Source organism: Chroococcus sp. FPU101 (genome assembly GCF_017312365.1).
Lineage (GTDB): Bacteria > Cyanobacteriota > Cyanobacteriia > Cyanobacteriales > Microcystaceae > Chroococcus.
This window is the reverse complement of sequence record NZ_BLJI01000034.1, coordinates 1-12,219: the sequence shown is the minus strand read 5'-3', so window position 1 is coordinate 12,219 and position 12,219 is coordinate 1. Positions and strand designations below refer to the sequence as shown.

The following is a 12,219-nucleotide window of genomic DNA, read 5'->3' as shown; positions in this document are numbered from 1 at the left end:
AACTATTGCTTGAGGTTAAAGAAATGACACAAGCTGTACCTAAATACTTAAGCTTTGAAGAATATTTAGAACAATATCCTGAAGATGGCGGACGCTATGAATTAATTGATGGGAGAATGATAGAAGTGCTACCAATTGCTGATCATGAGGATATAGGCGGCTTTCTTTCGGGGACTCTGTTTGTAGAATACACAAGGTTACAACTGCCTTATTTTATTCCTAGATCTTGTGGTGTGAAACCACATCGAGAGGCAACAGGCTATATTCCTGATGTCATCGTCTTAAATAGAGATACTATTGTTAATGATCCTTACTGGAAAAAAGCATCATCAATTACCCTTGGAGAATCAGCCTGTTTAGTCATTGAAATTGTGAGTAATAACTGGCGTGATGACTATATCAAAAAATTTGATGATTATGAAGCATTAGGCTTTCCTGAATATTGGATTATTGAATATCTAGCAAAAGGTTCAGCCCGTTTCATTGCTACACCAAAAACACCGACTATTTCTGTTTGTCACTTAATCGATGGAGAGTATCAGGTAAATTTGTTTAAAGGAAATCAAACAATTATCTCACCAACTTTCCCAGAATTGGATTTAACAGCAGCACAAATTTTTCAAGCTCAAAAGTAATCGGCTAATCGGCTAAATCGCTTTTTCTTCGATACAATTAACAGCAAAAGCTCATTTGTCGCCTAATTCATGAATAAACCGACAATCCTCACCGTAGACGATGATCCAGAGGTTTTACAAGCTATTACCCGTGATCTACGAAGACAATATGGAGATCGCTATCGCATTGTACGGGCGGACTCTGGACAATCGGCCCTAGAAGCCGTAGAACAGCTAAAATTACGCAATGATTCCGTTTCTCTATTTCTGGTCGATCAACGAATGCCACACATGACGGGAGTAGAATTTTTAGAAAAAGCGAGTGTCATTTTTCCCGAAGCAAAACGGGTTTTACTAACCGCCTACGCAGATACCGAAGCAGCAATACGGGCGATCAATGTTGCTAGGCTGGACTATTATTTACTCAAACCTTGGGACCCGCCCGAAGAAAGACTGTATCCGATTTTAGATGACTTACTTGATGATTGGAACGCTCATTCCAAAATCGAATTTCAAGGAATCAGAGTCATTGGCGATCGCTGGTCACCCGAATCACACCGTGTCAAAGATTTTCTAGCCAGAAACCAAATTCCCTATCGTTGGCTGGATATTGAACGAGAAACCGAAGCCAAACAGTTAATGACTTATGCCAAAGTGCAAACCCCCTGTTTACCCCTAGTCCTATTTCCCGATGGCACACATCTCGTTAAACCCGATAATATCCAAATCGCGGAAAAAACTGGACTACAAACCCAAGCAAGCAAACCCTTTTACGATCTAGCCATTATTGGAGGAGGGCCAGGAGGGCTTGCAGCAGCCGTTTATGGGGCATCTGAGGGCTTACGAACAGTGATGATCGAACGAGAGGCCCCAGGAGGACAAGCAGGAACCAGTTCGCGTATTGAGAACTATTTAGGGTTTCCAGTGGGTTTAAGTGGAGGAGATTTAGCGCGTCGGGCTGTCACTCAAGCGAAACGGTTTGGGGTGGAAGTTCTCACACCTCAAGAAGTCGTCAGTATTCGGCTAGAAAATAATTATCGTATTATTACTCTCAAGAGTGGGACAGAAATTAGTTGTCACGCACTAATTCTAGCGTTGGGAGTATCTTGGCGACGTTTAAATATTCCTGGGATTGATCGTTTAACAGGGGCTGGGGTGTACTATGGCGCGGCTCAAACAGAAGCTTTAGAATGTGCTAATGAGGATGTGTATGTAGTCGGTGGTGCCAATTCAGCAGGACAAGCGGCAATGTATTTTTCTCGATATGCACGTAAAGTAACCATGCTGGTTCGGGGTGAGTCCTTGACTGCAAGTATGTCGCAATATTTGATCGATCAGATTGGCGCTAGAGCTAATATTGAAGTGAAGTGTCTCTGTAGTGTGATGGAAGTTAAAGGAGATCATAGCCTTGAAGCTTTAGTCATTAAACAAGAAATAGGTCAACTCGAAACAGTACCCGCGAACTCCCTGTTTATTTTTATCGGTGCAGTTCCGCGTACAGAATGGTTAGATGGCATGATTGAGAGGGATGATAAAGGTTTTATTCTGACAGGCTCAGATTTACCCCATTTTAGCGATCGTCCGAAAGGTTGGACACAAGATCGCGATCCCTTTTTACTCGAAACCAATATCCCTGGCATCTTTGCGGTTGGTGATGTGCGCTGTGGATCGATTAAACGAGTTGCGTCTAGTGTTGGTGAAGGAAGTATCTGTGTTCAATTTGTACATCGTTATTTGAGCAATTTATGAGCAATATTACAGATGAGTTAAAACAAATTCCTTTATTGTCCCATCTCGATGAACAGCAATTAAAGTGTATTGCCAGTCATGGAACGAGTCTGCAACTAAAAGCAGGAGATGTGATTGCAAAACAAGGTGATCCGCCAGATGGATTTTATATTATCTTAGAAGGGATAACCGAATGGACGCACCATATCGGACAACAAAATGCTTATGCTGCCACCTTAGTAGCAGGTGATGTGTTTGCAGAACTAATTTTATTACTCAATGAATCCTATCCAACAACAGGACGCGCTTTGACTGATGTCAGACTGTATAAATTAGAACCCGATGCGTTTTGGTTTGTCTTGCAAACTTGTCCGACGGTGATGCGACAAGTTTTGAAAACGGCTGCAGAGCGATCGCATATGCACGAATCAGTCATCCAACAACACGCAAAACTGATCTCTTTAGGTACAATGTCCGCAGGGTTAGCCCATGAATTAAATAATCCTGCTGCTGCCATTCGTCGTAGTGTGGAATCACTCTTAGAAGTGCTGTCAATGTTGCCATCATTTGCCCTAAGAATGCACGAGCAGCCTTTTGATTCAGAAAAAGTAAATTTTTTGTGTGATTTTTATCATAAATCGCTAAAAGCAGCTTTAAAGCCGATTCAGGATGATCCGCTTAGTCGGAGTGAAGCCGAAGACGAAGTGAGCGATTGGTTAGAAGAACAAGGCGTTAATCAAGCATGGAAATTAGCCCCAACTTTAGTCGCTTCTGGGCTTGAGATCCATGATTTGAAAGTTTTAAAGAAAAATATTGATTCAACCTGCTTAGAAAGCGTTTTAGTATGGCTAGAATCGACTTTAAATGGGATGTGTACCCTGCATCAGATCAAGCATAGTTCGACGCGAATCTCCGATCTGATCAACGCCATGAAAGATTATACCTATATGGATCGTGGCCCCTTACAAGAAATCGATGTCCATGATGGAATCGAAAACACTTTAACCATTATGAAATACAAGTTAAAGTATGGTGTTGAGGTGATTCGAGATTATGGAGATTTACCGCATATTTGCGCGTATGGACGGGAATTAAATCAAGTGTGGACGAATTTGATTGATAATGCCGTTGATGCGATGAATGGAAAAGGTAAGATTTGGATTAGAACGAGACAAGAAAGCGATCGTATAAGAGTCGAAATTGCCGACGATGGGTCAGGTATTCCGCTTGAGGTTCAATCTCGAATTTTTGAACAGTTTTTTACGACCAAAGAAGCAGGAAAAGGCACAGGTTTAGGTTTAGATATTGTACGGCGTATTGTGGAGGGACAACATAAAGGAAGTATTCGTTTTGAGTCAAAAGCGGGGGATACTCGTTTTCAGATTCGACTACCGATTAATGCAGCTAAGTGTTGAGGATTTAGGTGTCAGTGAATAAATTCACTGTCTCAAAGCTAAAATCCGTTAAAACGGATTAGAATCTTTACCTTAAGTCGGTTTTAACCAACTTTTGCTAAACGTTTTAAACTTGGACTATTTTTAAAGGCTTTATTAATTCGCCGAGAATGTTCATAAATCATATAACTCCAACTAGCAGAACGTCTCTCAGGTTGATAGTGCCATTTTAAAAGATGTTGCAAAACTCGAATCAGATTACTTTCTAACCCCTCTTTTTCACTACGGCTCATACCTTCAATTTCTTCTAGCAGATTTTCGATGTCTAATTGATTAAACTAAACTTACCTTCCCTTAGTAAATTAGCGGTTTCCTCTAGCCATAGGTTAAAGTCAGTTTCGTAGAGGGTATGGAAAGCTACCATAAGAATACATCTAAATAAATGCTGATTCAGATCTTATCTAAATTCTATAGAAAAAGGGTTTGAAGACCAAACCCCTACAATTATGTCAATGAGACGAATTAATTAATCGAAATGATTAATAATCGCTTGAGCAAACTCAGAACATTTGAATGGTTTTTCGACAGGAGGTTCCATTAAACGCGCTAAATCATATGTTACTTCACGATTGGCGATCGCGGTACTAATCCCTTTTTTAATCAAATCTGCTGCTTCTTGCCATCCCATGTACTCTAACATCATCACACCCGATAAAATAACTGAACCTGGATTAATACGGTCTAAACCCGCGTGTTTCGGGGCTGTACCGTGTGTGGCTTCAAAAATTGCACAACTATCGCCAATATTAGCACCAGGCCCCATGCCTAAACCACCAACAATAGCCGCAGCAGCATCCGAGAGATAATCCCCGTTTAGGTTCATCGTCGCAAGAATTGAATACTCATCGGGACGAGTTTGGATTTGTTGAAAGATACTATCAGCAATTCGGTCATTGACCATAATTTTATCTTTCCATTGACCCTTCCCGTGCGTTTCTCCAATGGCATCGAGAACCTTTTGTACTTCTAAACAGATTTTTTCTTTTTTTTCTGCGGTTAGTGCATCGTATCCTGGTTCTATCATGCGGGCGTTGTCTTCGATACTTAAATCTGGATTACGATCTTTATTATCCAAAATCCAAGATTCTTGTTCAGTGACGCAGACATCTCTAAATTCACTCGTGGCTAACTCATAACCCCAATCACGGAAAGCACCCTCAGTATATTTCATAATATTTCCTTTATGAACAAGGGTGACCATTTGTTTATTTTTAGGTAATCTTAACGCCTGTTCCATTGCGCGACGGACAAGACGCTGTGATCCTTTTTTACTAATGGGTTTGATGCCTATTCCTGAATCTAGCGGAATTTGTTTATTTTTGTGTTCGGGTGTTGCGGGAATTAAATCAGTATTCAAATAATGAATTAATTTATCAGCGATTTCTGTTCCTTGTTTCCATTCAATTCCCAAGTAAATGTCTTCGGTATTCTCCCGATAAACAATCACATCTAGTTTTTCTGGGGTTTTGTGAGGGGATGGTGTTCCAGCGTAATAACGACAGGGACGAACACAAGCATATAAATCAAAAATCTGTCGTAAAGCAACGTTAAGCGAACGAATACCCCCACCGATAGGAGTAGTTAAAGGACCTTTGATAGCAACTCCATATTCTTTAATTGCAGTCAGGGTATCTTCGGGTAAGTATTGATAGGTTCCGTAAACTTCACAAGCTTCATCACCCGCATAAATTTTAAACCAGTTGATTTTGCGTTCTCCCCCATATGCTTTTTCGACCGCAGCATCAATTACTTTTTCAGTAGCAGGCCAAATATCGACCCCTGTTCCATCGCCCCGAATAAAGGGAATAATAGGATCATGAGGAACAATCGGTTTACCTTCAGAGAATGTAATCTTTGATCCTGTTGTCGGGGGTGTTAGTTTTTCGTACATAAGCTTAAATTAATACTCGATGTCTTCATAAATGATAGGTTTTATCTCACAGAAGAAAGCTAATTTTACTACCAAAACCATGAGTTTACAAAATATTAAGATGTTGTCGAAAAATGAGACGATCGCTATTTGAGTTTTTTATGCTCATGGATGAAGGCTCACTCCAATACGAATAATGACGTTATATCAACCTTTTTTAGATTATGCGATCGCATTGTTACAAGAACGATTAGATTTATCTCCCTATCCCATCCCTTCAGGGTTTGAATACAAAGAAAATCTTACAGGAAAAGGAAAAAGACAAGAAACCGTCACCACCACTAGCTATGGTTTTCAATCGCCAAAACTGCGACAAATTCGAGCGGCACACGTCCAAGGTGGAAATACGCTACAAGTGCTGAATTTTGTCATTTTTCCTCGGTTAAATTACGATTTACCCTTTTTTGGAGGTGATTTAGTCACGCTCCCAGGAGGGCATTTAATCGCCCTAGATATGCAGCCGTTGTTCCATAATGCGGAATATCAAAAAAAATATTCTGATCCCGTTTTACCGATTTTTCAATCCTATCAAGAGGTTTTACCCTGGGGTGGTGATTTTCCTGATGAGGCTAAACAGTTCTTTTCACCCGCTTTTTTATGGACTCGTCCCCAAGAAACCGAACTCGTCGAAACAAAAGTCTTTAATGTGTTTAAAGAATATCTACAAGCTTATCTCAAGTTTGTCGAACAAGCCGAACCCGTAACCGATGAAGAAAAACTAGCTGAGATTAGAGAAGCCCATCTACGTTATATTGGATACCGCGCCGAAAAAGATCCCGCCAGAGGGATGTTTACTCGTTTGTATGGTTCGGAATGGACAGAAGAATATATTCACGGATTTTTGTTTGATTTAAAATAACCTCACCCTAACCCTCTCATAAAAAGAGAGGGAACTATAAAAATGCAGTTAGTGGGTTTAGGAATGAGGTTAAATTGGAAAACCCCAAGAGACTCTTTCATCCCTTGGGGTTAAACTTATCTAACTACTACAGAATAAAATCAATTAGCCGATATTGACTTTAACGATTTTATTTTTTTCTTCTTCAGCTTTGGGTAGAGTTAAAGTCAGAATGCCATCTTTGTAGTCTGCTTTAACATCAGTGTTTTCAATTTTGGTTGAGAGAGGAATCACACGTTGGAATTTACCATAACGGAATTCAGTGCGTTTGACACCATTATCTTCTGTGGTGTTTTCTTGACGACGTTCTCCACTGACATAAACAGCTTCTTTGGTGACTTGGATATCTAAGTCTTTTGCTTCCATGCCAGGAACTTCTAATTTAACGTGAATTGCTTCATCGTTTTCAGAAATTTCTACAGCAGGTGCGTGGACAAATTGTTCACCGTTGAATTCAGTAGAAGGAACTAAGTCGTTAAATAGACGATTCATTTGGCGTTGTAGGGTTTCCATCTCACGGAAAGGGGAGTAACGTACTAAAGCCATTTTGTTTTTCTCCTAACTTAATCTACGTGCTGTATTTATTGCTTATTTACATATTAATTAAAATAAAAAAGTCAGTGAATACGGTTATAGCGAAAAACTATGTAGAAATAACCCTATTTATCTTTGAATTCAATAAGGTCGGTTAACCGAACTTGAAAGATAACTAACCGAACAGGCTTAAATTGTATTCAAACAAGCAAACTTAGGAAAAAAGTCATAGTATATACAGATAAGGATCTATAGGTTGGAGAACTATACCCATGCGTCTTTTATTCTTAGCTCCCTTACTCACTGGCTTAATTTCGTTCTATATTTGCCGTAAATCACAAGATGAATTAGCTTATGTCACGGCTGTTGTCGCAGGTGTTAGCTTACTCGCTAGTCTAATACTCGCTCCTTGGCAAGTTCAGTTCTTACTCTTGATTCTTGGTTTATCAACCATTGCTTATTTTTGGAAACAGCAAGATACAGAAAATACTTTAGAAGTACAACAGTTTCAGGCTACGGTACAAACGAAAGTGAACATGATGAAAGGACAAAAACCCGCAGAAGTTGTCCCTTCATCTATTGCTGTGTCTCCAAAGGAAGTAACCGATAAACGGAAAGTCAGAAAATATCGTGGTGTTTTGATGGTAGAAACTCCCTCGCAACCCGCTAATACACCTTCTAATCTAAAGTATCGAGGAGCTAATGTTAGGGACAATAATTCTAATGGTTAGTTTTGTTTCTATTCAAAATCTATATCTTCTGCAAGTAGCATCCTCATCATTTCCACACTAAGATTAGTGATTTTGACTAAGCGATTGGCTTGTTGTGAAACGGTTCTCTCAAAAATATTTCTAACTAATCTGCCATTGCCAAAGCTGTCATCTCGAATAGAGTATAACTCGGTGAATTTGTCAAGTAAGATGGTGCGGGCCGCAGGATCTAATTGAAAGCCATATTTCTGACATTGCTGCTCAAACATAGCGATTAATTCTTGTGGTTCGTAGTCTTCAAAATAAAAATGACGAGAAAATCTAGATTTTAATCCAGGATTAGAATCAACAAACCGTTCCATTTCTCCCGTATAACCTGCTACAATCACCACTAAGCGATCGCGGTAATCTTCCATCCGTTTGAGTAAAGTATCTATTGCTTCTTGTCCAAAATCATTACCTGAAGCGTCTTCGGGTTCTAATGTATATGCTTCATCAATGAATAAAACCCCATCTAAAGCAGATTGAACCAGTTTATCGACCTGTTGCGCCGTATGTCCAATATAACCCGCAACCATGCCAGAGCGATCGGTTTCTACGAGATGCCCTTTAGACAAAATACCAATCTGTTTATAAATTTGTCCCATTAATCTAGCAACCGTCGTTTTACCCGTCCCAGGGGAACCACAGAACACCGAATGCAGGGTTAGAGGAATAGCGGTTAAACCTTTGTCTTGTCTAAGTTTTTGAATTTTGAGAAAATTAACTAAAGTATTAACCTCTTCTTTGATATTCTCCATTCCAATGAGGTTATTTAGCTTTTGTAGAACATCATTAAGGGTTTCAGGTTTATTTTGTACACTTTGCGGAGGTGAGGTTACTGGGTTTTGAGATTGTTCTTTTTTCTTTTTCTCATCGAGTAACATCTTTAGTCTGAGTAGTTCAACCTGTTTATCTAGCCATTCCTTTTCGTAATCACGCATAATAATAACCGTACTTGTTACTCTTATAGTCTCCCAAATTGTTATTGTTAACGTTGTAACAATTGCTGTAGTCTAACATTTTCCGAGCGTTAAACGAATAATTTAGTCTTAGTCAAGACGATGATTTTGTTTGCCGACAAGCATAACCAGTTAATTAAATTTGTAGATTGCTTATCTAATATATTTGTACTTAAGATGTATAAAATTTTAGTCAAATTAAAATGTTGTGAGAAGTCTTTCAAACTCTTCTAATGCTTGTAAACTTCCAACCTGCCAGCTTTTTTCAATGGTTTGAGGAATAATCTCTAAAAGAGGTATATTTGGAAAAATAGAACTAATCTCAGAATTTATATAACCATTCTCTGTTAATACAAAAATCGTTAACTTACCACTATCATAAATCCATAATTCAGGAACTTGTATCGCTTGATAAGCCTCAATTGTGTTTGAAGTAACATCAGTCTCAATTGCTAAATCTGGTGGTGGGTCATCAGATTGTAACCTTTTACGGCCAATCATTCTTTGATAATTTTGAATATAAAAACACGCATCAGGTTCTACACCCGCTATTCCTTCCTTTTTAAAAGTTGTTGACCCAAAAGGTTGATAACGTTTTTTAACAAATTTTAGTAATATTTTGACAATATCAGATAGTAAATCTCTTGGTATTTCATGTTCTGGTAAAGGAACCATAATTTCTAAATTACGATTACTGTAAGCAATGCGTGAAGTTCTGTTATCTCCCAATTCTTCTAAGATTGATTCAAATTCTAGCCAAGTCACATCAGGAATAGTGACTAAACTACCTGGTGAAAGTTGAATTTTGCTGATCTGTTTAAGGATAGGAATCGTTATCGACATCAAAAAATACGAGATTTTTTTAACTTTAATTGACTATTATAAAAAATAACTAGCCACAATATCTAGTATAACTCTGTTTTGTTAAGAAAAGCTAAGAATTATAGGCAATATGTGAATTAATAACGGGTAATTGGGCATTTTAAACGATATAGCAAGAGCAACGGACATACTTATTAGTAAAATATGACTGTAGAATACTATTTTAGCGGTGATGCCAATATTGTAGAGCGATGGAAGCGAGAACTAAAACAAGCTTCTGGTAGAGTTATTGTATTTTCACCTTATTTAACTAATCTTGCTTTAGAAGTATTAACGCTTATAAAAGATAAAGAAAATAGTGAAATTTATACAAGATTTGATTTTGATTTATTTAATCAAGGTAGTTCTAGTATAAAAACACTTAAAACACTTTTAGATTTGGGATTTCAAATCTATGAGCTTTCTAAATTACACGCTAAACTAATTATTATTCCAGATCGCTTTGTCAGTATCGGTAGTCAGAATTTAACCACTCAAGGACAGTATAATTTAGAAGCGAATATGGTTTCTACTGATAAAGATGATATTTCTTGGATTAAGGATTTAGCTGGTGAATGGTTAATAAATAGAAAATTAATTACTTTTGAGAGAATTAAAGAATTTGAAGAGCAATTATCAAAACAAAGAGTAATAGATATAGAGAATCCACCTGAGCTTATAGAGCTTGAGCCTATAGATAATGATAACGATGTTCCAGAAGCTCCACAACGTAAAGCCAGTGAAGTTGTTTATGGAACAGTTAAATTTGAGAGCAATAGATATTCTTTAATAATTGATAAAATAACAACTTTATCTAAATGGAATTTTGAAAATGAAGAAGTTGATCTTGAGAAAATATATCAAGGAAAATATAAAAGATATTTATGTGTAAAGCAAAGTTCTGATTTAGAAATTTATTCGTTTGCTTGGGTTCGTCTGGCTGGTACACGTATCACTTATACTTTTGATGAACCACCTCCACCACGAGAAATAACAATAGATAATGTTAAGATAAATCTTACTATAGCAGAAACTACAAACTTAATACCTAAAAGTAAAGACAGTGCTAATATAAAAATATTATTAGAGCTAACAAATTTTGTTTTTGCCGACTCATATAAAGCAGTGTTTTTGATGAATGAGCTATCAATAACATTTGAATCTAATTTTTATTTTTCTCCATACAAATTAAAAAATCTGAGTTTAGAACTTTACTCTACAGAAGAGCAACTAAACCAACTCTTGAATGATATAGAATCGAATACTACTTGCTGGGTTCAAACAATTAACGAGCAAGATAATGAGCCACGAGTTTTTTATTATTATAGTAAACTGAACACATATTTAACAAATAATGTAATTACTTGTTAACCAATAATAAACATCAAAATTATAAAGAACTCAAAAAACAAATATTAAATCTTTTGACTGAGCCATACATTCCTAAGAAAGAAAGACTTAACGGAAAACAAGCTAATTATTTTTTTGGGAGGAAGGTACGAGTTGGGCTTTAAAATTAGAAAAAATAAATGAGCATTACATCTTAGTAGCTGAGTTATAATTTAAATTAAATTCGCTCCTTATTTATGAGAAAAAAATGCTAACTAGTATTGAAGGTATTTATAAAAACGGTCGAATAGAATTGGCAGAACAGCCTAATGATGTGCTTGAGGGTACTAAAGTTATTGTAACTTTTATTAGATCTAATGAAATTGATCTAGCCTCTCATCAAATTAATCCAGCAGAAGCAGAAGTATTAAAAACCAGCTTGACAACTTTTGCAGATGACTGGAATAGTGATGAAATGAGCATATATGATAACTATGACGCAGCAAAACACAATTTGTAACAGAAATGATGTTGTTTTAGTGCTTTTTCCAAATTCTAATTTTATTACAGCTAAAACACGCCCCGCTTTGGTCGTTCAAGCAGATAACCTACAAACAGGTCTATCTCAAGTAATTGTTGCGATGATTACCAGCCAACTGAAGCGAGCAAATCATCCAAGTCGCGTTACTATTTTATTAAATTCTCCAGAAGGACAACAATCTGGTTTGTTAACAGATTCCGTCATCATGTCTGATAATCTAGCTACTATTACACTAACCGCAATTTATCAAGTTATTGGTTCATTACCTACAACAGATATTGATGTTGCATTAAGACATACTCTAGGTTTATAGACGAATAAATTAGTTATTTCTGTTTACTAACATAAATATAATTGTTCTAAAAAAATAATCGCTTGTTCTTTGGTAACACTTGGAAAATCATCTAAAAAAGTCTCTAAAGAATCTTCGGCGCTTAGATGCTGTATCAAAATTGCTACAGGTACACGTGTTCTGTGAAAAACTAGCATTCCGTTCATAATTTTTGGATCAGATGAAATAATTTCTCGATTCATCTTACATACCTCTAAATTTGTCTACTGATCATTATGGCACGAGCAAAATTCACCGATTCATAAATGAGGAAAATAAGTCATGGAT

General features: G+C 37.2%; 13 protein-coding genes and 1 pseudogene. 8 read left to right on the top strand and 6 right to left on the bottom strand.

What is annotated here, in order from left to right; all coding sequences use genetic code 11:
- Window positions 1-23: 23 nt before the first annotated feature.
- The 3 genes from CFPU101_RS20510 (at window position 24) to CFPU101_RS20500 (ending at window position 3,757) form a co-directional block, all read left to right on the top strand.
- Window positions 24-635, top strand: coding sequence for a Uma2 family endonuclease (locus tag CFPU101_RS20510; RefSeq protein ID WP_206817182.1), 612 nt, complete (start codon window positions 24-26; stop codon window positions 633-635).
- Window positions 636-704: 69 nt separating this feature from the next.
- On the top strand, window positions 705-2,363 hold the full coding sequence (locus CFPU101_RS20505; protein ID WP_206817181.1) for an FAD-dependent oxidoreductase: 1,659 nt from the start codon (window positions 705-707) through the stop codon (window positions 2,361-2,363).
- Window positions 2,360-3,757 (top strand): ATP-binding protein, encoded by a 1,398-nt coding sequence (locus CFPU101_RS20500; RefSeq protein ID WP_206817180.1) that lies wholly within the window; start codon window positions 2,360-2,362, stop codon window positions 3,755-3,757. The genes CFPU101_RS20505 and CFPU101_RS20500 overlap by 4 nt, the downstream gene beginning before the upstream one ends.
- Window positions 3,758-3,858: 101 nt before the next feature.
- On the opposite strand, the pseudogene CFPU101_RS20495 reads toward CFPU101_RS20500, so the two are convergent.
- Together CFPU101_RS20495 and CFPU101_RS20490 are read right to left on the bottom strand one after the other, a co-directional pair.
- A pseudogene (locus tag CFPU101_RS20495) lies at window positions 3,859-4,160 on the bottom strand (DUF29 domain-containing protein); the annotation flags it as partial.
- A 102-nt stretch (window positions 4,161-4,262) separates the two neighbouring features.
- Window positions 4,263-5,687, bottom strand: coding sequence for an NADP-dependent isocitrate dehydrogenase (locus CFPU101_RS20490; RefSeq protein WP_206817179.1), 1,425 nt, complete (start codon window positions 5,685-5,687; stop codon window positions 4,263-4,265).
- A gap of 175 nt (window positions 5,688-5,862) precedes the next feature.
- Here CFPU101_RS20490 and CFPU101_RS20485 point away from each other — a divergent pair, with 175 nt between their 5' ends.
- Window positions 5,863-6,585 carry a phycoerythrobilin:ferredoxin oxidoreductase gene (locus CFPU101_RS20485; protein ID WP_206817178.1) on the top strand — a complete coding sequence of 241 codons (723 nt, stop codon included), beginning with the start codon at window positions 5,863-5,865 and terminating at the stop codon, window positions 6,583-6,585.
- A gap of 144 nt (window positions 6,586-6,729) precedes the next feature.
- Here the strand turns inward: CFPU101_RS20485 and CFPU101_RS20480 are convergent, their stop codons facing one another.
- Window positions 6,730-7,170, bottom strand: a complete 441-nt coding sequence (locus CFPU101_RS20480; RefSeq protein WP_206817177.1) for an Hsp20/alpha crystallin family protein — start codon at window positions 7,168-7,170, stop codon at window positions 6,730-6,732.
- Between the two features lie 260 nt (window positions 7,171-7,430).
- On the opposite strand from CFPU101_RS20480, the gene CFPU101_RS20475 reads away from it, so the two are divergent.
- Window positions 7,431-7,889 carry a hypothetical protein gene (locus tag CFPU101_RS20475; protein ID WP_206817176.1) on the top strand — a complete coding sequence of 153 codons (459 nt, stop codon included), beginning with the start codon at window positions 7,431-7,433 and terminating at the stop codon, window positions 7,887-7,889.
- Window positions 7,890-7,897: 8 nt separating this feature from the next.
- Here the strand turns inward: CFPU101_RS20475 and CFPU101_RS20470 are convergent, their stop codons facing one another.
- Complete coding sequence (locus CFPU101_RS20470) at window positions 7,898-8,851, bottom strand: AAA family ATPase (protein WP_206817175.1); 954 nt, start codon at window positions 8,849-8,851, stop codon at window positions 7,898-7,900.
- Window positions 8,852-9,067: 216 nt separating this feature from the next.
- Entirely contained in the window at window positions 9,068-9,712 is a 645-nt protein-coding gene (locus tag CFPU101_RS20465) for a Uma2 family endonuclease (protein WP_206817174.1), read from the bottom strand.
- 183 nt (window positions 9,713-9,895) lie between these two features.
- On the opposite strand from CFPU101_RS20465, the gene CFPU101_RS20460 reads away from it, so the two are divergent.
- The 3 genes from CFPU101_RS20460 (at window position 9,896) to CFPU101_RS20450 (ending at window position 11,913) form a co-directional block, all read left to right on the top strand.
- Entirely contained in the window at window positions 9,896-11,101 is a 1,206-nt protein-coding gene (locus tag CFPU101_RS20460; RefSeq protein ID WP_206817173.1) for a phospholipase D-like domain-containing protein, read from the top strand.
- 226 nt (window positions 11,102-11,327) lie between these two features.
- Complete coding sequence (locus CFPU101_RS20455) at window positions 11,328-11,579, top strand: hypothetical protein (protein ID WP_206817172.1); 252 nt, start codon at window positions 11,328-11,330, stop codon at window positions 11,577-11,579.
- Complete coding sequence (locus CFPU101_RS20450; RefSeq protein ID WP_206817171.1) at window positions 11,554-11,913, top strand: type II toxin-antitoxin system PemK/MazF family toxin; 360 nt, start codon at window positions 11,554-11,556, stop codon at window positions 11,911-11,913. The genes CFPU101_RS20455 and CFPU101_RS20450 overlap by 26 nt, the downstream gene beginning before the upstream one ends.
- 26 nt (window positions 11,914-11,939) lie before the next feature.
- Here the strand turns inward: CFPU101_RS20450 and CFPU101_RS20445 are convergent, their stop codons facing one another.
- Complete coding sequence (locus CFPU101_RS20445; protein ID WP_206817170.1) at window positions 11,940-12,134, bottom strand: DUF433 domain-containing protein; 195 nt, start codon at window positions 12,132-12,134, stop codon at window positions 11,940-11,942.
- Between the last annotated feature and the right edge of the window lie 85 nt (window positions 12,135-12,219).

Bases quoted from the DNA above. Each gene is read 5' to 3' on its own strand.
- CFPU101_RS20460 (WP_206817173.1), top strand. From the start codon at position 9,896: ATGACTGTAGAATACTATTTTAGCGGTGATGCCAATATTGTAGAGCGA.
- CFPU101_RS20445 (WP_206817170.1), bottom strand. From the start codon at position 12,134: ATGAATCGAGAAATTATTTCATCTGATCCAAAAATTATGAACGGAATG.
- CFPU101_RS20505 (WP_206817181.1), top strand. From the start codon at position 705: ATGAATAAACCGACAATCCTCACCGTAGACGATGATCCAGAGGTTTTA.
- CFPU101_RS20465 (WP_206817174.1), bottom strand. From the start codon at position 9,712: ATGTCGATAACGATTCCTATCCTTAAACAGATCAGCAAAATTCAACTT.
- CFPU101_RS20450 (WP_206817171.1), top strand. From the start codon at position 11,554: ATGACGCAGCAAAACACAATTTGTAACAGAAATGATGTTGTTTTAGTG.
- CFPU101_RS20480 (WP_206817177.1), bottom strand. From the start codon at position 7,170: ATGGCTTTAGTACGTTACTCCCCTTTCCGTGAGATGGAAACCCTACAA.
- CFPU101_RS20470 (WP_206817175.1), bottom strand. From the start codon at position 8,851: ATGCGTGATTACGAAAAGGAATGGCTAGATAAACAGGTTGAACTACTC.
- CFPU101_RS20490 (WP_206817179.1), bottom strand. From the start codon at position 5,687: ATGTACGAAAAACTAACACCCCCGACAACAGGATCAAAGATTACATTC.
- CFPU101_RS20475 (WP_206817176.1), top strand. From the start codon at position 7,431: ATGCGTCTTTTATTCTTAGCTCCCTTACTCACTGGCTTAATTTCGTTC.
- CFPU101_RS20510 (WP_206817182.1), top strand. From the start codon at position 24: ATGACACAAGCTGTACCTAAATACTTAAGCTTTGAAGAATATTTAGAA.
- CFPU101_RS20500 (WP_206817180.1), top strand. From the start codon at position 2,360: ATGAGCAATATTACAGATGAGTTAAAACAAATTCCTTTATTGTCCCAT.
- CFPU101_RS20455 (WP_206817172.1), top strand. From the start codon at position 11,328: ATGCTAACTAGTATTGAAGGTATTTATAAAAACGGTCGAATAGAATTG.
- CFPU101_RS20485 (WP_206817178.1), top strand. From the start codon at position 5,863: ATGACGTTATATCAACCTTTTTTAGATTATGCGATCGCATTGTTACAA.